The following is an 18,686-nucleotide window of genomic DNA, read 5'->3' as shown; positions in this document are numbered from 1 at the left end:
CGTCAGAACTTCACGTTCAGGTCGATCTGGCCGACGTCGATCGACAGCGGCGGCCCCGACACTTCCTTGGCGCTGAGCCAGCGGGCCTCGATATTGGCGCCCTTCATCACGCCGACCGTGGCGGTGATGAAGTAGCCCTTGGCGTTGGTCCCGCCGAGGTGGAAGTCGGAGTCCGTGTAGGCGTCGATCATCGAGTCGGCGGCGATGTGCTTGTAGCCGCCGGTCAGGCTCCACTCGCCCAACCTGTCGGGGCTGCGGTCGCCGTACATCGCGCGCAGCATGAAGGCGTTGGGCCCGCTGCGGAAGCGCGGGGCGGGCGTTCCCGCCGGGCGCTGGGCGCAGACGTTGGTGTCGCCGCTGCCCACGACGGTGATGATGTTGTTCACCGGCAGGCCGGCCTGACCGTAGCGACAGGCGTCGCGGTAGCGATAGGCCGTGTTGCGCACGTAGTCCGCCGTCAGGGTCAGATTGCGCGTGCTCGACAGCTTCAGCCTGAATTCGGTGTTCAGGTTGAGCAGGTCATAGTCGAACAGAAGGCCTGCGAACTGAGGATTGGGCGCCAGGCCCTGCGGCAGGGACGGGTCGGGGACGACATTGCGGATCAGGAAGAGCGTGTTGCCCTTCTGCATGAAGGCCGGTCGGGTGAAGTCGGTCGAGCATTCGCGCGCGCCGGCGTACAGGAAGCAGGGTTCGGACAGCAGGCCGCGATCGTACTGGAACTGATAGAAGGCCGCGCCCACGCGCCAGTCGAAACGGCTGGTCTCCCAATCGACATAGCCTTGGCCGCCGAACATCCACTTGGTCTTCACGCCCATTTTGTTGGGGTTGTTGGCCGGGAAGTCGCCGTCCTGATAGTCGAGCAGGAAGGCGCCATAGACGCCGGTCAGGGTCACGCCGTGGTCGGACAGCAGCCCGATGCGGGCCCGGGCGGTCCCGCCGTCGAAGTTCAGGTCCGGATCGTAGAGGAGATCGGTGGTGAAGAAGGGATTGGGCATGCGTCCGACGGCGGCGCCAATCCACGGCTGCGGCCGAAACTCGACGAAGGCCTGGTCCAGCCAGAGCGATTTCTTGGTGAGCCCTCCGCCCATGATCTGCGAGGTCGAGACCGGCGTGTTGTTCTGACCCGAGGCGATGCGCAGCTTGGCGCTGAGCTGATCGGAGATCTGGGCGTTGACGGCCAGCCGCGCGCGCAGCGACAACTGATTGTAGCGATCCTTGCGAGTGTTGAGGAACGGCAGGCCGCCGGGATTGGTCAGATCGTTGATATCGGTGGGGCCATTGGCGTTGAGGGCCGCGAAATTGATCAGGCCCTCGCCGGGCTGACTGGCTGTTGGGCCAATGTTCGACTTTGAATAGACCTCGAACTGGTCGCGCATGCGCAGGTCGCCGCTGATGGAGATCCGATGCGTCCATTCGGGGATCTGGTTCGGTTGCGCCCAGTTCTCGGTCTTGGCCTGCGTCATCACCTCCTGGCGGATCTCGTCACGGATCTGGTTTTTGACGATCTCGGGAACGTAGGGGATCCGCGTGACGCCCGCCGCCGGCGGAGGCGAGGTGGCGATCGGCGCGGCGGCCTTGCCAGCGGCGGTGTCGCGCTCGGCTTGAGCCAGCAGTTCGTCGGCCGCGCTCTGGGTGACGACGCCTTGCTTGACCAGCAGGCGCAGCAGGTTGACGCTGAGCTGGTCCGAGGGCGCGGTTTCCGCCATCGCCGGGGTGACGGCGATACTTGAGGCGAGAAGGCCGGCCAGTGCGGCCCCGCCAGCGAGGCGAAGGCGCGCGTTGGTCGCTAGAGTCATTCTGATCCCCCAAATGGTCGGCTGGCGGGCGGCGGACGAGGTCATGTCTTTCGACCTCTCAGGCTCACGCGGGCCGGGAACTTGATTTGCGGCGGCGGCGCCTGGTCGACGCGGCCGACGGATTGGATGGCGGCGATCAGCGCCTTGTCGGTGCGCTCGTCGCCGCTGGAACGAAGGATGCCGACGCGCGCGATGGAGCCGTCCGGCCGGATCCAGATCTGCACCTGAGCGGTGAAGGCCAGGCGGTTGATCCGGCTGTCGGCCTGGACCGCGCGCTGCAGCACCGCGTCGAGGTATCGGGCGTAGCCGGCCTCGGCGAAGCCGCCGGCGCCGCCGCCCGGCGTGTCGGATCCGTTCGGATCGCCGCCCACGGCCACCCCGCCGCCCTTGCCCGCGCCTACACCGAACGCATCCGCGCCGGCCTGTGGCGGACCATTGATGGTCAACTGCCGTGGAGCGTCGGTCTTTGGGGCCGGGTCCGGCCTGGGCGTGGGGGAGGGGACCGGCGTCTCCACTACGGTCTTCTCGGGTTCGGGCGGGCGCTCCTTCGGAGGCGGCGGAGGCGGGGGCGGGGGAGGCGCCAGTGCGATCAGCGGCGGCGCCGCCGCCTCACGACGGACACCCGAGGTATCCGAGGCCAACCGCCAGACGCCAGCCGCCAGGGCCGCGACCACCACGATCGGCACGCCGATCCGGGCGACCTTGCCCAGGCGCTCGCGCAAGTCGGGCTTTGAATCCTGGACGGTCACGGCCTCAACCCTTCTCCGGGCGACCGGTGACCAGGCCGACCTGAGTGAGTTCGAGCCGGCGCAGCAGGTCCAGCACGTCCATCACCTTCTGGTACTGGACGGCGGCGTCGCCCTTCACCACCACCGGAAACTCCGGTTCGGCGGCCTTGGCGCTGCGAAGGCGCTCCTCGAGGTCGGCCATCGTCACCGGATAGGCGTCCAGGAAGACGTCGCCGTTGTTGTTGACGGTGATCGCCTTGGTCTTGGGCTTGGCCAGGCTGGCGGCGGAACTGGCCTTGGGGAGATCCACCCGGATGCCCTGGACCGAGGCCGTGGTCATGATGATGAAGATGACCAGCAGCACGTAGGCCAGGTCGAGCATCGGCGTGATGTTGATGTCGTCGTAGGGCTTGTCTTCGTCTTGGACCTGCATGGCCGTATCTCCCGAGCCGCGCGGTTATTCGGCGGCCTGGGCGTAGCCCGGGTCGCTGTACTGCTCGGAGATGCGGGTGATGAACTCGTCGACGAACACCTGCATGTTCGCCTGCACGGCCTTGTTGCGCGTGAGGATGTAGTTGTAGCCGAACAGGGCGGGGATCGCGACGCCAAGGCCCGCGACGGTGGCCAGCAGGGCGGCCGAGATGCCGGGGGCGATGGCGTTGACGTTGACGTCGCCGGCCGCGGCGATGGCGGCGAAGGTGATCATCACGCCGACCACTGTGCCCAGCAGGCCCAGGAACGGCCCGCCGGAGATCGAGATCGTCAGCAGCACCATGGCCTTGGCCAGTCGCTGGGTTTCACGAACATAGGCGGCGTCCATCAAGGCGCGGATCACCTGGATGGCCTCGGCGCGGAGGATCAAGCGTCCCGAGCCGCGCGAGCGGCGCAGGATCTCTTCGGCGCCGGCCTGATAGAGGCGCAGCAGAGAGGAGTCGCGCAGCGGGCGGGCCTCGGCGGGCGACAGGTTCGTCATGGCCAGCATGTCTTCGCCATGCTCGCGGAATTGGCGCAGGAAGCGGTCGTTGGCGCGGTCTGAGGCGTTCACGAAGCGGGTCTTGGTCCACATCACCCACCAGGACGCGGCGGCCATGATGCTGAGGATCGCGATCACCACCCAGGCGTCGACCGTGACCGACTTGATGATCACGCCGAAGTGGCCAAAGCCCATGCCCGACTGCTTTTCGTCGGCTTCGAAGGCGATCAGGCGCGACTCCGGTCCTTGCGAGGCGGCGTCGAGCTGAAGCTGGGCGGCCGAACGGGCCACGCGCGAGAAGCGGGCCTCGTCGATCCCGCCCTTCAACGGCTGGAGGTCGCCGCCCGGCAGGTCGCCGCCGATGGCGATAGGACCGGAGAGAGCGGGCAGGACGGTCGCTGCCTGACCGACGGACTTGCCGTCGACGTAGAGGGTGACGGTCGCGCCATCGGCGACGAGGGCCAGGTGGCTCCAGCGGCCCTGGGCCAGGGGCGTCGCCGCACTGACCGTCTGGCCGCCGGCCTCGATGAAGGGCGCGCCGTTATCCAGGCCCAGCGCCAGGACGTCGCCAGCTTCACGGCGAGCGAAGACGGCCGCGCGCGGCTGCAACTCGTCGGGGCGCACCCAAGCGCTGAAGGTGAAGCGCCCGCCGGGCTGGATCGTCAGCGACGGCGAAGCGCCGATGATCATCGGGCCCGCGCCGGTGAACACCGCGCCTGAGCCGATGGCAGAGGCGTCCTCGAAGGCCGCGGGAGCGGTCTGAGCGACGTTGGCGTAGGCCGTGCGATCCTTGGGGGGCGCTTCGCGGGCGCCGTCGAAGTGGTAGACGGCCGTGTAGTCGGCGTCGAAGGAGCCCTTGGCGTCGTCGCCGACGGGGGTGTCCTTGGCTCCGTAGTAGAGCCAGATGGACTGCGTGGCGCCAGCCTTCACCTGCGGTGCGTCGATCCAGATCAGCGCCACGCCCAGCAGCGGGTCGAAGCTCTCGATATGGAAGGCCAGCGGGGTTTTGTCGTCGGCGGCGACGATGCGGATGTCGGCGCCGTTCGGAGCCGCGTCGGCGAAATTGAAGTTGCCGCTGTGCAGGCGCACCAGCACAGGCGTTCGGCCCACGTCCGCCTGGAGGTCCACGCCTTTGGGCGTGGTGTCCAGGTCCAGCCGGGTGCGATAGGGCCACTCCTTCTTCCACCAGGCCATAGCGGCGGTGGGGGCCGTGGTCGCCGCCAGGGCGACGATGAGGCCTATGGCCGTCAGCAGGATCTGCACGGTCCTGCGGGGGGCGCTCGCCAAGGGACGCATGTCTAGAACTCCGCTTTCAGGCTGAAATTGACGTAGGCCCGGTCGCCGCCGCCGCGGCGGGTAGGACCGTTCTTCAGGGGGAAGGCGGCGACGATGTCGCCGTTGAGGCGTTCCAGCAGCTGGAAACGGGTTCCCAGGCCGGCGCTGTAGATGAGGAGGTCCTGCTTCTGGTCCTCGGCCGGCGCCAGGACCCAGAGGCTGGCGGCGTCGATGAAGCCATAGGCTCGCCAGTCGCGCAGCAGCGCGGGGTGCGCCTCCAGCAGGGCAGGGCTGCGGAGCTCGAACGACAGGTTCACGCCGTTGTCGCCCAGGGCTTCGGCGGCGAGGAAGCCGCGCACGCTGGAGGCGCCCCCGGCCGAGAACTGTTCGCTCGAAACCAGCGGGCTGTCGGCGATCTGGCCGGAAAAGCGGCTGTTAAGCTGCAATCCCAGCGGCAGCGGCTGCAGTTGCTCAAGATCGACGTTGACGCGAAGGAAGTTGGCTCGGGCGTCGAGCCGCTTGGTCTGGAAGCCGTCATCGTCGTCGCCCAGGCCGCGCAGGGCGGCGGTGACCGACAGGCTGGCGGTGGTGACGGTCTTGGCCTGTCGGCGCAGGGTGTAGGTCGCCGTCAACGGCCAATAGTCGACCCGACCGGGGCTGACCTTCTCGTCGGCCAGGCGGGCCAGATCATAGAAGTGCTTGTAGTCCACTCCCACCGACAAGCTCTGGCTGATGTCGTGGAAGGCGGCGAACTGGTAGAGGCCGCGCAGGCCGACCGTGGCGCCCTGGCCCAGCACGTTCACGCCGCCGATGGTGGCCACGTCGCTGTCCGATTTGAAGCCGAACGCCAGCACGCTCCAGGGCGTGCCCCAGATCGGCGCGACATAAGAGGCCGCGTAGACTTGGGAGTCGTCCGGACGTTCGGGCGCGACGAGATAGGTCAGCGAGAGGGTGTGGCCCTTCTGCCAGAGGTTCTCGTAGCGCAGATTGGCGTTCAGCCGCAGCGGCTTGGTCGAGGCGCTGCGGTCGTTGTTCAGCTCGAGCGAACCGTGCAGCGGCGACTGGTCCGTGACCTGGAGATCGACGTCCAGCGTGCCCGGCGCGGCGCCAGGGCGGACAAGCGGCGTGACCTGGCGAGCGGGGAGCCGGTTGGCTTCGGTGATCTCGGCCTGGGCCTGGTTGAAATCGGCCACCTTGCCCTCGGTCAGCGAGGGGATCGCCTTTCGCACCTCGTCGAGCGCCGAGTACTTCGCGCCGGTCACGCGAACCCGTCCGATCGGGGTCTCGATCACCTTCAGTCGCACGACGCCGTCGGCGACGGTCTGTCGCGGCACCTCGACCACGACCGACTGATAGCCCTTGGCGTGATAGGCCGCTTCCAGCGCCTGTTGCGCGGCCGCGACGTCCGCGCGGGTGCGCTCCGGGCCAAGGTGCGGATAGATCGCTCGTTCCAGGCTCTGCTGATCCAGCAGGGTGGCGCCTTCGACGTCGATAGCGGCGATGTCGAAGCGCGGTTCAACGGGATCGGCGGGCGTCGCCGGGGTCTGAGCCCAGGCCTTGGTCGTCGAGAGGATCGCCATGCAGGCGCATGCAGCCAGCCAGACGCGTCGATCGCTCGCGCATGACCTGCGCGATGCGTGCCGGCGGTCAGCCGACAATGCCCTCTGAAGCTTGCGCACCTAGACTCATCCCCCGGCAGAGGAACGGCTATGGCAGGTCGCTCCTCAGTACTCGATGACCGGCCTTGCGGCCGGTTAAGTAAGCGCTCGCAACATTGAGCGCCCGGAAGCTATCGCTTCCGGATGGGGTGAGTATCGGCGCGCGACTTCGTGTTAATAAAGCGCGACGATATCTGCCGCCAATCCGTGAGGATTGGCTTGCTGATCTCATCTTCCATCGTGAAGAAAGACAGTGGGAGCGTCGCGTCGCGACAGGATATGTCGTGAACTTTTTGCGTCAGTGTCAGCTGAGCAGCACCAAGCCGCCCGGCAATGCGGTGATCTGGGCGCCGGTCAGGCGGCGCACCTGATCCAGGGCGCCGTCGATGCGGCTGATCTGGAAGACGCCGAACACTGGGCGGCGTGCAAGAGCCGGGTCGACCAGAACGATCTTGCCTCGGCGGTAGCGATTGATCTCCTCGACGACCTGTTGGAGTGGAACGTCGCGGAACACGATCTGTCCCTTCAGCCAGGCGCCGACCACGCCGGGGTCGATGCTGCTGATGGCGCTGAGGCCTCGCCGATCGTAGGTGACCTGGCGTCCGCCCGTCAGGGTGACGGCGCGGTCGTCGCGGCTAACACGAACCTCGCCTTCGAGACAGGTGACGCAGACGGAACCGCCGTCCTGGCGGATGTTGACGCGCCCGGCGGCCATCGTGGTTTCGCCACGCGCGGCCTTGATCACGATCGGGGCGTCGGCGCTGATCGCGGCTTCTCCCGACAGGAGTTGAAGCTCGGCGCCCTTGGGGGTTCTGCGCAGGGCCGCGCGGGTATCGGTGTTCAACTCGGCCGACACGCCCCGGGCGATGTCCAGGCTGCGGCGCTGGCCCTTGGCCACGCGGTAGTCGGGGTGTTCCCCGGTGACAGTGGGCCACAGATCGTTGGACGAGCGAAGGGCGGCGTAGCCGACCAGGGAAGCTGCGACGCCGCCACCGATCAGGGTTCTGCGTGAGATGGATGGGCGCCGCGCGGCGATGACGCCCTGCGCCGAGGTCGGTTGGGGCGGCGGGAGACGCGCGGACTGCGGCGCGCCTGCGGTCCTGGCGACCTGCTCGCGGGTCTCGAGGGCGGCTGCTCGCACGGCGCGCCGGAAGCGGATCGCCCCCGCGAAAGCGGCTTCGTGTTCGGGGCTTTGGGCCCGCCAGCGAGCAAGATCTTCGGTCTCGGCGCTCGACATCTGCCCCGAAAGCAGCCTGTTGACCCATTCGAGGCTCTGAATCTCAAGCGGATGGAGCGCTGCGGCGTCGGTGTTGGGGGCGCTCATCGGGTCCGCATGGTTTCTCGACGCCGGGGGCAACGGCGGTTCAAGGCTCGCATTTCATAACAGCTCTATTGAGAAGACAATCGAGCCAGCGAAATGCGACGCTCGCCAGAGCCATTTTCCTTGCAAAAGCTGCGGACGAACAAGGTGGCCTGTTCGAGCTCGCGCTGGATGGTGCGCAAGTGCACCCCATAGCGCAGGGCGAGATCGGCGTGGGGCACGCCGTCGACCCACGAGGCCTCGAAGATCTCGCGGCGGCGCGCGGGCAATTCGGCGAGCGCCCTTTGCATCAGCGCCATTTCAGAGCGGGCTTCGGCGATCCGGGCGGGATCGGGCGCTTCATCTGGAACCGCCGCGAGGGCGTCGATCTCATCGAAGTTCAGGTAGCGCCTTTCGACGACGCCCTTGTTCTTGGCGATGTTGATCGCCGTGCGAAATATGTAGCCGTCGGGATTGTGTATCGGCATGTCGCCGCCAACCCGCTCAAAACGCATATAGGTTTCATGTACGATCTCGCGCGCGAGATCTGCCGACCCAAAGCGTTTAGTCAGTCGTCGGACAAACTCTTCATATCGAGAGAGTAGTCTTCTGCGCAGGTTTGCCCATGTGTCGGACATTGGTTGCTCGGCTACTCGAAACGGTCAGCGAAATACTACTTACGATCGTGTATGTAAAGCTCATCAACTTGGCCTTTTGGGCGCGGGTCGCGGCGAGTGGTCAGGCGGGGGTGAACGAGACGGGAAGTTGCACCGTCAGGCGGTCAGGCAGGCCGGTGGGGATGGGCGGCAGGGGTTGGGCGCGCAGCACCGTGTCGACCGCGGCGTCGTCCAGGGCCGGGACGCCAGAGGTATGGACGATCCTCACCTCGGTGACCGAGCCATTGCGGGTCAGCCCGAACAGAAGGTGCACGGCGCCGCCGATGCGGGCCAGATTGGCCGCATCGGGGTACTGACGATAGACGCGGATATGGGCGAGCAGGCGGCGGCGGTACTCTCGGCTGGCGGAGTCCAGTCCCGGGTCCCGCGCCAGCGCGGGTTGCTGGGAGGTTTCGAGGCCGCTTGCGCCCTCGATCGGGGCTGTTCCAGAAGATTGCGATGTGGTGGTGGCAGCAACGGGGTCTGTCAGCAGAACGTCCGTGGGTGCGAGCGTGTTCTCCACGGCCTTTCGCTGGCGGGGCGCGGGCGAAGAGGCGGCCGTCGAGGCGAAAGCGGATGCATCCACCAAGCTGATCTCGACGGACGGGGTGTCTGCCTGGCTCGGGGTCAAGGACAAATCCTCACCCTCGGGAAGCCGGACCAGCGACAGAAGCGCGAGCACGTGCAGGCCGATCGAACAGCCTATGCCCAAGGTGCGAGGGGAAACACGTCCGCGGGGTCGTGTTGAAGACGGCTCGGCCGCCACGGTCGCGGCCGTCGAAGATCCGGGAAAGAGGGTCTGTTGGGCCGTCACCGCGAAGCGATATCATGCAGGATGCAACGCTCGTGTGACGATTGTGACGCCTTTTTCAACGTAGGGGTGAGGATTGTACGCGAATGGTAACGGGCTGCGGCATGCCCTCGGGCGGAGGGGCGGGCAGCAACAGGTTCTTCAGCACTTGGCCAAGCAGGGCGTCGCGATCGGCGTCGCCGGTCGAGATCGCCGGTGCGGTCTGGACGATCCGGCCGGAGGGGGCGATCCAAAGCCGCAGGACTGTAGAGTAGTCGCCCAGCGCCGTACGCCTGTCGGCCCGCAACGCCGAACGCACTGCTTGCTGCACCACCCCGCCATAGAGAGGCCAGGTCGGCGGTACGGCGGCCTGGGATGCAACGATCGGCGTGGCCTCCACCTCCAGCGTGTCCAGCTCCAGGAGCGGGCCTTTAGCGGGCTCGGGGCCGACCGCCGCCGGAGGCCCGCCGGCGCCGAGCGGGGCAAGCAACACGTCGCCGCCGGCGGAGAAGCGGGCCTCCAGACCCGACCCAGCGAGGAGTTTCGCGAGGGCTTCCTGCGGGGTCAGCCGTCCTTTTGCTCCAGGTGAGCGAAGTCCGCTATCGGGAGGGCGGTCGTAGAGGATCTGCAATCCGCTGACGGCGGCGTACGCCTCGAGGGCGGCGCTCAACGGTTGTGCGGGAATATCGTAGAGCGCGCGTCGGTCGGCGCGCTGCGCGGGCTGGTGAGATGTCGCGGCGGGAGCCGGCGTCGTTGCGACCAGGAGGCAGAGAAGGGCCCAAGCGCCCATTCCGCGCGTCGACTGCAGCAATCTCTGACGTCGCGCGGACATGCGGCTGGATTCGACCTGTACTGAGGCGCGCGGACGTCACGCGAACGATGCATCGGCTGTCTAACAGAATAATGCGCGATGATATCGTTGGGGGAGCGGATGATTGTGGCGGCCGGTTGGTGCCTCGCCGGCGGCGTGGCGGGGCTCGTCGCCCACGTGACGGCCCAGCGACTGGCCGTGGTCCCGCTGGCCGTGCCTGCCTGGGTGGCGGCGTTCCTGGGCGGCGTGCTCGCCCCTTGGGGCGTCGCCCAGGGGAGCGGGGTGGCCATGGCGGTTGTTTCGATTGCGCTGCTAGGCGTGCTGCTGGCCTTGGCCCTCGTCGATCTGACGGTTCTTCGTCTGCCGGACCTTTTGACCTTGCCCCTGGCGGGGAGCGGCGTCGCCTGGGCGGTTGTGGTGGGCGAGCCGGTCGTACCTCGATTAATCGGAGCCGTGGCGGGCTACTCGGCCATAGCCTTGTTGGCCAGGGCATACCGGCGATGGCGAGGGCGCGAAGGCGTAGGCCTTGGCGACGCCAAGCTGCTGGCGGCCGGCGGGGCGTGGCTGGGATGGCAGGCCCTGCCGCTGGTCGTGCTCTTGGGGTGCGCGCTGGCCCTGTCCTGGAGCGGGGCGCGCGTGGTTGGGCGGGGCGTAGCCAGTCTGGCGGCGCCGCTTGCCTTCGGGCCCGCCCTCGCAGCGGGTATCTGGATCGTCTGGTGCTTGCGGGCGGCCGGCCGGATCTGAAGTCAGTAGACGGCTCGGATCCAGTAAGGGGCGGCCTCGACGCCGGTGAACTCCACGACGATCTCCCGCTGGAACTGGTCTCCCCGCGCGTTGCGGGCCATAGCCCGGATCGTCACCGGTCGACCCGCCACGTCCTCGCGTGGGGCGATCTCCTGCCTGGGGCGTTGCCCGGCGGCGACCCAGCCCTGCCGGATGGAGTCCGGCGAGAGGTCGCCGGACTCCCGCATGATCCGCAAGGCCAGGGGAGAGGCCAGGCGTGGTTCGAAGTCGCGTCCATCGCCATGGACGGTGACCGCGGGTCTCAGGCGCTTCACCCAATCGGCGCGCACGCCGGGAATGAGCGCCATTTCATCGACCGTGGTGAACCGGCCGAAGATCGGACGCAGGCCGCGTGCGGCGTAGTCCATCGGTCTTGGCCCTTCCGGACGCACGACGCCGTCGCGCCAACCCAGAAAGCCGGCGACCGCACGGTCAAGCTCGGCTCCGGTCGCGCCTACGGCCTCGAACATTCGACGGACGCGCGCCTCGGAAAGGCTGTTGAGCGGCGCCTTGCCGCGCTCATCCTCGAGCGCGATGGTGACGACACAGTCGTCGAAATCTAGTTCGCGAGGTCGGCCGTCGGCGAACCAGCGCCTGGCGTCGTTCTCGTCGCCCAAGTGATGGATCGCTGTGGCGACGCCGGCGTCGGCGGCGGCTTCCAGCCGGGCGCGGACGAGGCCCGCGTCGAGGCCGGCGACCGCCGCGCGGTCCGAGGCCAGAACCGTGTAGGAGAGGTAGGCGAACAGCATCAGCGCGCCCAGCGCGGCCACCATGGCGAAGCCGTTCTCGCCGGCGCGCGCGCTCATGGCTCGAACTTCGGCGGCGTGGGCGTGATCGCCCGGATCTTGCGACGCAGTTCGTCCGCTACCCCGTCGGCCTCGACCGTGTTGCGGATGACGTGGGGCGTCAGCAGGACCAGCAGTTCGGTCCGTGCGCGCTTGTTGTCTCGTGACCCGAACAGGGCGCCGGCCAGGGGGATCGCGCCGAGAAGCGGCACGCCCGCGCGGGCCTTGTTGGCGTTGTCGCGGATCAGGCCGCCCAGGGCGATGGTCTGGCCGTCCTGAACGGCGATGGAAGTGGCGATCTTGCGAACCGAGATCGTCGGCGAGTCGATCTTCGAGGTCGAGGTGGGCGAGACGTCGCTGACCTCCTGGGCGATGTCGAGCAGCACCAGTCCGCCGCTGTTGACCCGCGGCGTCACCTTCATCAGCACTCCGGTGTCGCGATAGTCGATGCCGCTGACCAGCGAGACATTGTTGACCGCCGAGCCCGTCGAGATCGGCACCTGGTCGCCGACTTCCAGCGAGGCCGTCTGGTTGTTGATGACCAGCAGGTTGGGCGACGACAGCACCTCGACATGAGTGACGCTGGACAGGGCGCTGATCGCCGCGGTCACCGAGCCCGTGCGCAGGCTGTATGTGAAGCCGGGGAACATGGAGGCCGGCGCGGCGCCTTCGCCCTGACTGAGCGCGTATTGGTTGCCGTTGACCCTGAAGAACCACTGGCTGCCGTAGCGCAGGGCGTCGTTCAGGGTGACTTCGGTGATCGCCACCTCGATCATCACCTGCATGGGAACGACGTCGAGCTTGCGAAGGGCGTCTTCCAGGATCGCGTATTCGCGTGGCGTCGCGAAGGCGACGACGGCGTTGTTCGTCTCGTCGCTGGTGATCGTCAGCGGGGAGTCGAGACCGCTGACGCGCAGCGACTGGCCGGCGGGCGCCGGCGCCTGGCCCGGGAGGGTCTGGCCGGCGGGCAGGCTTGTCTGGGCGTTCTGCATCTGGGCGATCAAGCCGCCCGACCGTTGCGCATCCGCGCCGGATGCGGTGTCCTGGGCGCCGGCCGCGCCCCCGCCGAAGGCGGCCGCCAACACCTTGGCCATGTCCGCGGCGCGGCCGTTCTGGACCCGGTAGACGTAAAGCCGGCGTTCGGTCGAGCGACCCTCGTGGTCCAGCACCTCGACCCAGCGCCGAACGTCGTCGAGATATTGTCGCTGGGCCGATATGGCGATGATCCCGTTCAGCCGCTCCATGGCCAGCAGCCGCACCATCCCCGAGGTGGGCGCGCCCGGCGCGTTGATCAGCTTCTCCAGTTCCGGAGCGATCAGGCGGGCGTCGGTGTTCTGCGGCACGTAGAGCGCGAAGCTCATGCCGCGCAGCCAATCGACGTCGAACTGCCGCACGAGATCGCGCATGGACTGCCGCTGTCCCGTCGAACCGGCGATCGTCAGGGTGGAGCCCGTCGGGTCGGCGGCGACGATGACGCCGGGTACGATCGGGTCCAGCAGCTTGCGCAGTTCCTCGGCGTTGGCGAAGCCAAGGGTCAGCACTTCCGAGCCATAGCCGGCCTGCGAAGGGGCAAGAACAGCGGACTGGCCGCGCGCCTCGGCCAGCGGCGTTACGGTGTAGGTTCCGGTCGACAGAACCAGAGCGAAGCCCGCGTTGCGCAGAGCGTCTTCGGCGAGGCGTAGTGCATCGACGGCCGCCACGGGGTGGGGCGTGACCAGGTTCACCTTGCCTTGGGCCGAAGGACTCACGGCGTAGCGAAGGCCGAGGGCGTCGCCGAGGACGGCCCTGGCGAAGTCGCGCACCTCCACTCCCGGCAGGTTCAGCGACACCGGTCCGGGGCGCAGTGCAGGCGGCGGGGCCGTCGCTGCGGCGGGATAGCCGCCGGCGCCGGGCAGCACCGTGGCGCGCACCGCGGGCGGCGAGGCGTCGGGCGCGACCTGAAGCGTATTGGCTGCGACGAGGCTCGGGCTCAGGCTCGCCAGGCAAAGTCCGGCGGCGAAGGAAGATCTGGCGATCACGGCTTGGAACTCTCGGCGTTGGCGGCGAGGGAAAGGGTGACGGCGCCGTCCGGGCCCGCCAGACGGACGCTGCTCGGCTTGACGGTCACGAGCTTCCAGCCGGCGACGCGCTCGCCGCGCTGGACGACCTGCGTCACGCCGTCGGCCCCGCGGATGACGGCGCTGGCCGAGCGAGGGCTCAGGGCCACGCCCAGCAGCGACAGGCTGCCGGAGGGTTGCGCCGCACCGGCCGTGACCGCTGCGCCCTTGTCGGCGTTGATCCTGTTTGGCGCGAACACCGGCGCGGTCAGGATCGCGGCGTAGGCAGGCGTGGGCGCTGTCGCGAGAGGCTTGCTCCGGCGCGGCGCAAGCCCGCCGGGGTCGGCCGGCATACTGGTGTCGGTTGGACCAAGCCCTTGTGCTAGCAGGCCCAGGCCGAGGGCTACGCAGGCAAGCGCGGGAAGCATTTCTCCGCTACCGCGCCGGGGCCACGCGGACGAGAGCCGAAACCTCGATGCGGACCTCGAGGGGCTCGGAGCGTCCGGATTGGAGGGAGCGATCGGCTCCGACCATGACGTATTCGACGACGAGATAGGGGGGCTCATCTTGCAGTCGCCTCAGGCTCTGGTCGAGTTGGGTCAGGGTGATCTGGGCGTCCGCGCCGGCCCCGACGGATCCGGGAGGAAGGTTGGTCCGCACCTCCTGCAGAGCCGTGACGGCGCCTCCGCTTTCGGTGAGGGCCGCGCCGAGGCGCTGCTTGAGGGCCGCCGCCGCCGCCGCGGTGCTTGGCGCGGTCACGTGATAGAGGCGAGCGCTGCGGCGTTGTTCCAGCGCCGCGTCCCGGAGGGCCGGGACCGAGGCGATGAGCCGTTCGTTGCGTCGCCAGTCCGCGAGCATCGTTTCTCGTCGCTGGCGGCGTTCGTCGAAGCCATGCAGCAGGGGCGCAACGATCAGAAGCCAAGCCAGGGCGATCGCGGCGGCCAGCAGGCCGAGCGCCAGGATCTTCCTTTCGCGCGGGGTCATTGGCTTCATGGGCGCCTCTTGGCGTCGGCCATCACGTCGAACGCCTCCTGGCCGCCGGGCGTGCGGGTGGGCATGTCGGAAAGCAGAGAGCGCGGATTGTTCAGGCTCGGCTCCTTGCTCAGCGCCTCGGTCAGGTCAAAGTCGGGTTGCTTGAAGCCGACCAGCCGCAGGGACCGGCCGTTCCATTCCATTCTCTGCACCCACTGTCCGGAGGGCAGGGCGCGGGTGACGGCGTCGATCACCCGTAGCGGGTCGTTGGCGGTTCGACGGGCCAGCCGTCCCGCCCGCAGCGCTCGCTCGGTTTCGACCGTGTTTCGCAGCCTGTTGACCAGAGCCACGGTCGGCCGTTGGAGCGCGAGCGCTTCGGCCACGCGATTGGTCTCGGCCATGTCGCGCGCGATCGCCGCGGCGACGTTCAACGCCGCCAGTCCGCCGCAGATGATCCACCAGATGGCCATGCGTCGACGGTTGGTTCCGCCCGCCCGGCCCTCTCGCGCGCTGCGGGCAAGATCCGGCGGGGGGGCGGCGCCGTCGACGGCGGGAACCATCCTGGCCACGTCCAGGCCCAGTCCTTCAGCAGCGTCGAGCAGGGCGTGGGCGGTCTCCCGGCGAGCAACGACGAGGCGCGCGTTCCGGGTTTCCGTTCCAGGCGGAGCCTTCAGCAAGGCGATCTCGAAGAAGACCTGCTCAGGCTTGAAGGGGGTGTAGCGATCGAGATTGAGCGCCATCAGACGACGCAGATCGCCCACCGGCAGCGACGGGACCGGCAGGTCGGACACGAGGGCCTGGTCCTCGGTCAGCCTCAGGTCGACCCGGCGCGGTTTCGGGCCGGGCGTGTCGAGTATCGCGACGACCTGGTCTCCCCGCCAGAGGCGAGCGATGGGCGGATCCGCATCTATATCCAGTTCGGCGACGGGGCGGTCGCCGGCCCGCCGAGCGTTTAGAGCCGGCGTCATTGCGGCCAGCTCCTCGCCCCACCAGCGCAGACCATCCGCCAACCAGCGGCCGATCGTGCCCAGATCGGCGTTCAGAACCTGTTGTGGGGTCATCGGCCCTTGCACCGTTTGGAGACGCGGTCGAGCGCGCACTCGGTGTCGATGTTGGCGAGCGGTCGGATCAAAAGTTCCGGCCAGACGCGGCTGTCACCAGGGGCGAAGGCGAGGCGGATCCGCACAAGATCGGGGCGTGAAGCCTGCTGGCTCCAGCGGGGGCGCCAGCGCGCCGTCATGTCCGGCTGAGCGGCGCCGAAGTAAGCCAGGTCGAGCGAGCGTACGCCGGTGAGCAGCACCTGGCGGTCCGGCCAACCCCTTTGATCGAGGGCCATGCGGTCCCGGGATTCGAGCATCAGGCGCGATTGGGCGTCCAGGCTCAGGCGGTAGCGGCGAAGCCCCCCGGCGCCTTGGGCCGATGTCCCGGGGGCGACAAACTCGACCTGGGCGGAAAGGCCTTCGAAGTCGGGACCCGGAGGACGGCGGTCGTACATCGTCACCGGCGCGGCCCTCTGTAGACGCTCGTGCAGCGTTTGACGGGCGATTTCGAGCGTTTCGGCGCGGTCCAGGACGAGGTTCCGTCTTGCCCACGCAGCGCGCGGCGCCGCCAGGCCGGAAAGCAGCATCAGGCTCAGCATCGCTAGGACGGCCAAGCTGACCAAAGCTTCCGTCAGGGTGAAGCCTGCGTCACGCATCGCGGGCGTTCCCGGTCACCCGGCGCGTCGTCAGCGAGACCAGCGGGGCAGTCTGGTCGGGTTTGCGAACCGTGACCGTAGCGCAGCGCAGCTCGCCGGCCCGGCTTCGCACGTCGCCGGAGCAGGGGGTGATCACCAGGGACCAATGATAGCCGCCCTCGACGCCTTCGATCCGGCCCGGCGTCAGAGGAAGGGCCGAGCCGACGGCTTCCAGGCGAGCCCGCGCGATCGCCACGGCGTCGCGTTGAGCCAGTACGCGCTCACGGCGGCGGGCGCTGTCGGACAGCACCTGGAACGTCGCTAGCAGGATCATGGCTACGAGGGCGGCGGCGATCAGCGCCTCGATCAGCACCGAGCCGTCTTCGCTCCTCCGCGTGGCGGTGGTCATGACGCGTCTCGCGTCAGGCCGCCCGCGGCGTCGATGACGTAGCCGACCCGCCGTCGCCCGTCGGCCAGCGCCAGCAGGCCGCCGCTGGCCGAGCCATCGGGGTAGAAGGTGATCCCCGAGGCGGAGGCCGACAGGCGCAGATCGCCCAGCAGTCCGCGACGAGGCCCTTCGGACCAGCCGTAGCTCGCGCCGTCCTCGGCGGCGGCCAGGGTTACGGGACGTCCGCTGCGCAGGGCCTGGGCGCGGGCCATGCGCAGGTCCGCCTCGACGCCGGCCCTGGCCTGTTCGAAGATCGACCGCGACAGGGCCGACCCCAGCTCGGGAAAGGTGATCGTCCCGATCAACACGACGACCGACATCAGCACCAGGGTCTCGACCAGCGTGGTTCCGCTCTGTCGATCACCAGTTGCCGACATCGGCGTTCTCCCCGGCGCCGCCTTCGGCCTTGTCGGCGCCGAGGCTGAACACGTCGGCCGCGCCATGAGCGCCGGGGGTCTTGTAGCCGTAGGGTTGGCCCCAGGGATCGTTCAGGCCCGCGGCTTTCTGGAGGTAGGGACCGTTCCAGCCGGGCGCGGAAGCGGGGGCCGTGATCAGGCTTTGCAGGCCCTCGTCCTGGGTTGGCAGGCGACCGACATCCACACGATAGAGATCGAGCGCGGCCGAGATGTTCTGGACCTGCACCTTGGCGGTCTGCGAACGCGAGCTGCCCAGGTACTTGAGCGCTTGAGGCGCGACGATCGCGGCCAGCAGGCCGATGATGGCCAGAACCACCAGCAGTTCCAGCAGTGTGAAGCCGTCTTCGGCCGAGCGGCGATGGGAGCGAGTACGGGTCATCGGGAAAGCGCCAGATCGTTGAAGCCAAGGATGGCCGACATCACCGAAGCGATGATGCCGGCGACGGCGGTCCCCAGAACGATGGTGATCAGGGGGGTAAGCAGGGCAAGAAGCCGTTCCAGCGCGATGCGGACGTCCCGGTCGAGCACGTCGGCAAGGCGCTCTAGCATCAGAGGCAACTGCGCGGTCTCTTCCCCGGTTCGCAGGAAGCTCGCGGCGAGAGGGGGGAGCACGCCGGCGGCGGCGAGCGGACGAGCCAGGCCGCCGCCTTCCTTCAGGCCGTTGGTGACCTTGGCGATGGCGGCCGCCATGTGGCTGTTGGTCAGCGAGCGCTGGGCGATGCCCAGCGCCTGGGGCAGGGGCACGCCCCCGCCGACCAGGCTGCCTAGAACCCGAGCCAGTCGCGCCGTTTCAGCGGCCTTGATCAGATCGCCCAGGCGCGGCAGGGCCAGGAGGTTGCGGTCCAGGATCCGTCGCGTCGACGGTTGCTTGAGCTGGCGCCAGGCCAGGATCCCGAGCACGATCAGCGCGGCCAGTCCGTGCAAGCCGTACTGGCGAACGCCGTGGCTGGCTCCCAGCACCATTCGGGTGGCTGGAGGCAACTGGTCGATCCGCTCGGAGAACAGGCCCTCGAACTGGGGCACCACGAACAGCAGCATCATCAGGATCACCGCCGCGGCCACAAACGACAGCAGCGCCGGATAGACCATGGCGGAAGCGACGGTGCGGCGCAGGGCCTCGGCCCGTTCCAGGGTCAGGGCGAGGCGAGCCAGGGCCTCGTCCAGCTTTCCATTGGCCTCGCCGGACTCCGCCATGGCCACGGCCATGGGTGGAAACAGGCCCTTGGCTTCGGCCATCGCCTTCGACAGCGGCGCCCCTTCCTTTACCCGTTTCAGGAGTTCGCCCGTCGCGGCCTTGAGCGCCGGGTCGGGCGCGTTCTCGATACAGACGGCCAGCGCCCGATCCAACGCAAGGCCAGCGCCGAGCAGAACGGCCAGCTCGCCCAGGATATTGATCATCGCCGCCCGCGCCTGGCCGTTCAGCGAGACGCGTCCCTCCCTGGCGCGGGCCTGGGGTTGGGCCTCGATCGGCATCAGGCCTTGCTGTCTTAGGCTCGCGAGAACTTCGTCGCGCGAGGGGCTTTCCATGACGCCGGCGCGCAACTGTCCGGAGGGGGTGGCGGCGCGATAGGCGAAGCTCGGCAT

At 68.4% G+C, this 18,686-nt stretch carries 20 protein-coding genes; 1 reads left to right on the top strand and 19 read right to left on the bottom strand.

Features of this window, described 5'->3' with window-relative positions; all coding sequences use genetic code 11:
* Positions 1-2: 2 nt before the first annotated feature.
* The 9 genes from V6S85_RS12625 to V6S85_RS12585 form a co-directional block, all read right to left on the bottom strand.
* Positions 3-1,796, bottom strand: coding sequence for a putative porin (locus tag V6S85_RS12625; RefSeq protein WP_334349094.1), 1,794 nt, complete (start codon positions 1,794-1,796; stop codon positions 3-5).
* 41 nt (positions 1,797-1,837) lie between these two features.
* Positions 1,838-2,545: a TonB family protein gene (locus tag V6S85_RS12620; protein ID WP_334349092.1), complete on the bottom strand. Its 708-nt coding sequence runs from the start codon at positions 2,543-2,545 to the stop codon at positions 1,838-1,840.
* Between the two features lie 4 nt (positions 2,546-2,549).
* Entirely contained in the window at positions 2,550-2,957 is a 408-nt protein-coding gene (locus tag V6S85_RS12615) for an ExbD/TolR family protein (protein WP_334349091.1), read from the bottom strand.
* A gap of 24 nt (positions 2,958-2,981) precedes the next feature.
* Positions 2,982-4,793 carry a DUF2341 domain-containing protein gene (locus V6S85_RS12610; protein WP_334349090.1) on the bottom strand — a complete coding sequence of 604 codons (1,812 nt, stop codon included), beginning with the start codon at positions 4,791-4,793 and terminating at the stop codon, positions 2,982-2,984.
* A 2-nt stretch (positions 4,794-4,795) separates the two neighbouring features.
* On the bottom strand, positions 4,796-6,352 hold the full coding sequence (locus tag V6S85_RS12605) for a ShlB/FhaC/HecB family hemolysin secretion/activation protein (RefSeq protein WP_334349089.1): 1,557 nt from the start codon (positions 6,350-6,352) through the stop codon (positions 4,796-4,798).
* Positions 6,353-6,734: 382 nt separating this feature from the next.
* The gene (locus V6S85_RS12600; RefSeq protein ID WP_334349088.1) at positions 6,735-7,787 is read right to left on the bottom strand and encodes a FecR family protein; all 1,053 of its coding nucleotides are present in this window, start codon (positions 7,785-7,787) and stop codon (positions 6,735-6,737) included.
* A gap of 32 nt (positions 7,788-7,819) precedes the next feature.
* Positions 7,820-8,368, bottom strand: a complete 549-nt coding sequence (locus V6S85_RS12595; protein WP_334349087.1) for an RNA polymerase sigma factor — start codon at positions 8,366-8,368, stop codon at positions 7,820-7,822.
* Positions 8,369-8,468: 100 nt separating this feature from the next.
* Positions 8,469-9,068 carry an energy transducer TonB family protein gene (locus tag V6S85_RS12590; protein ID WP_334349086.1) on the bottom strand — a complete coding sequence of 200 codons (600 nt, stop codon included), beginning with the start codon at positions 9,066-9,068 and terminating at the stop codon, positions 8,469-8,471.
* 187 nt (positions 9,069-9,255) lie between these two features.
* Positions 9,256-9,846, bottom strand: a complete 591-nt coding sequence (locus V6S85_RS12585; RefSeq protein ID WP_334349085.1) for an STN domain-containing protein — start codon at positions 9,844-9,846, stop codon at positions 9,256-9,258.
* 261 nt (positions 9,847-10,107) lie between these two features.
* Here V6S85_RS12585 and V6S85_RS12580 point away from each other — a divergent pair, with 261 nt between their 5' ends.
* Positions 10,108-10,731 carry a prepilin peptidase gene (locus V6S85_RS12580; RefSeq protein ID WP_334349084.1) on the top strand — a complete coding sequence of 208 codons (624 nt, stop codon included), beginning with the start codon at positions 10,108-10,110 and terminating at the stop codon, positions 10,729-10,731.
* Positions 10,732-10,733: 2 nt separating this feature from the next.
* On the opposite strand, the gene V6S85_RS12575 is transcribed toward V6S85_RS12580, so the two are convergent.
* The 10 genes from V6S85_RS12575 to V6S85_RS12530 all read right to left on the bottom strand — a co-directional run bounded on the left by V6S85_RS12575 (position 10,734) and on the right by V6S85_RS12530 (position 18,686).
* Positions 10,734-11,576 (bottom strand): hypothetical protein, encoded by an 843-nt coding sequence (locus V6S85_RS12575; RefSeq protein WP_334349083.1) that lies wholly within the window; start codon positions 11,574-11,576, stop codon positions 10,734-10,736.
* Complete coding sequence (gene gspD, locus V6S85_RS12570; protein WP_334349082.1) at positions 11,573-13,573, bottom strand: type II secretion system secretin GspD; 2,001 nt, start codon at positions 13,571-13,573, stop codon at positions 11,573-11,575. The genes V6S85_RS12575 and gspD overlap by 4 nt, the downstream gene beginning before the upstream one ends.
* Positions 13,570-13,944 carry a hypothetical protein gene (locus V6S85_RS12565; RefSeq protein WP_334349081.1) on the bottom strand — a complete coding sequence of 125 codons (375 nt, stop codon included), beginning with the start codon at positions 13,942-13,944 and terminating at the stop codon, positions 13,570-13,572. The genes gspD and V6S85_RS12565 overlap by 4 nt, the downstream gene beginning before the upstream one ends.
* Before the next feature lie 82 nt (positions 13,945-14,026).
* Entirely contained in the window at positions 14,027-14,584 is a 558-nt protein-coding gene (gspM, locus tag V6S85_RS12560) for a type II secretion system protein GspM (RefSeq protein ID WP_334349079.1), read from the bottom strand.
* On the bottom strand, positions 14,581-15,636 hold the full coding sequence (locus tag V6S85_RS12555; RefSeq protein WP_334349078.1) for a hypothetical protein: 1,056 nt from the start codon (positions 15,634-15,636) through the stop codon (positions 14,581-14,583). The genes gspM and V6S85_RS12555 overlap by 4 nt, the downstream gene beginning before the upstream one ends.
* On the bottom strand, positions 15,621-16,259 hold the full coding sequence (locus tag V6S85_RS12550) for a prepilin-type N-terminal cleavage/methylation domain-containing protein (RefSeq protein WP_334349077.1): 639 nt from the start codon (positions 16,257-16,259) through the stop codon (positions 15,621-15,623). Before V6S85_RS12550 ends, V6S85_RS12555 begins: the two co-directional genes overlap by 16 nt.
* Positions 16,252-16,647 carry a PulJ/GspJ family protein gene (locus V6S85_RS12545; protein WP_334349076.1) on the bottom strand — a complete coding sequence of 132 codons (396 nt, stop codon included), beginning with the start codon at positions 16,645-16,647 and terminating at the stop codon, positions 16,252-16,254. Before V6S85_RS12545 ends, V6S85_RS12550 begins: the two co-directional genes overlap by 8 nt.
* Complete coding sequence (locus tag V6S85_RS12540; protein WP_334349075.1) at positions 16,644-17,063, bottom strand: GspH/FimT family pseudopilin; 420 nt, start codon at positions 17,061-17,063, stop codon at positions 16,644-16,646. Before V6S85_RS12540 ends, V6S85_RS12545 begins: the two co-directional genes overlap by 4 nt.
* Entirely contained in the window at positions 17,047-17,481 is a 435-nt protein-coding gene (gspG, locus tag V6S85_RS12535; protein ID WP_334349074.1) for a type II secretion system major pseudopilin GspG, read from the bottom strand. The genes V6S85_RS12540 and gspG overlap by 17 nt, the downstream gene beginning before the upstream one ends.
* On the bottom strand, positions 17,478-18,686 hold the full coding sequence (locus V6S85_RS12530) for a type II secretion system F family protein (RefSeq protein WP_334349073.1): 1,209 nt from the start codon (positions 18,684-18,686) through the stop codon (positions 17,478-17,480). Before V6S85_RS12530 ends, gspG begins: the two co-directional genes overlap by 4 nt.

Source organism: Caulobacter sp. CCNWLW153 (genome assembly GCF_036889365.1).
Taxonomy (GTDB): Bacteria; Pseudomonadota; Alphaproteobacteria; order Caulobacterales; family Caulobacteraceae; genus Caulobacter; species Caulobacter radicis.
The sequence above is the reverse complement of the archived record's forward strand: the minus strand, read 5'-3'. Positions and strand labels throughout refer to the sequence as shown.

Excerpts from the sequence above, each read along its gene's own strand:
- V6S85_RS12625 (WP_334349094.1), bottom strand. The coding sequence starts at position 1,796 with ATGACTCTAGCGACCAACGCGCGCCTTCGCCTCGCTGGCGGGGCCGCA.
- V6S85_RS12615 (WP_334349091.1), bottom strand. The coding sequence starts at position 2,957 with ATGCAGGTCCAAGACGAAGACAAGCCCTACGACGACATCAACATCACG.
- V6S85_RS12610 (WP_334349090.1), bottom strand. The coding sequence starts at position 4,793 with ATGCGTCCCTTGGCGAGCGCCCCCCGCAGGACCGTGCAGATCCTGCTG.
- V6S85_RS12605 (WP_334349089.1), bottom strand. The coding sequence starts at position 6,352 with ATGGCGATCCTCTCGACGACCAAGGCCTGGGCTCAGACCCCGGCGACG.
- V6S85_RS12595 (WP_334349087.1), bottom strand. The coding sequence starts at position 8,368 with ATGTCCGACACATGGGCAAACCTGCGCAGAAGACTACTCTCTCGATAT.
- V6S85_RS12580 (WP_334349084.1), top strand. The coding sequence starts at position 10,108 with ATGATTGTGGCGGCCGGTTGGTGCCTCGCCGGCGGCGTGGCGGGGCTC.
- V6S85_RS12575 (WP_334349083.1), bottom strand. The coding sequence starts at position 11,576 with ATGAGCGCGCGCGCCGGCGAGAACGGCTTCGCCATGGTGGCCGCGCTG.
- V6S85_RS12565 (WP_334349081.1), bottom strand. The coding sequence starts at position 13,944 with ATGCCGGCCGACCCCGGCGGGCTTGCGCCGCGCCGGAGCAAGCCTCTC.
- gspM (WP_334349079.1), bottom strand. The coding sequence starts at position 14,584 with ATGAAGCCAATGACCCCGCGCGAAAGGAAGATCCTGGCGCTCGGCCTG.
- V6S85_RS12550 (WP_334349077.1), bottom strand. The coding sequence starts at position 16,259 with ATGCGTGACGCAGGCTTCACCCTGACGGAAGCTTTGGTCAGCTTGGCC.
- V6S85_RS12545 (WP_334349076.1), bottom strand. The coding sequence starts at position 16,647 with ATGACCACCGCCACGCGGAGGAGCGAAGACGGCTCGGTGCTGATCGAG.
- V6S85_RS12540 (WP_334349075.1), bottom strand. The coding sequence starts at position 17,063 with ATGTCGGCAACTGGTGATCGACAGAGCGGAACCACGCTGGTCGAGACC.
- gspG (WP_334349074.1), bottom strand. The coding sequence starts at position 17,481 with ATGACCCGTACTCGCTCCCATCGCCGCTCGGCCGAAGACGGCTTCACA.
- V6S85_RS12530 (WP_334349073.1), bottom strand. The coding sequence starts at position 18,686 with ATGCCGAGCTTCGCCTATCGCGCCGCCACCCCCTCCGGACAGTTGCGC.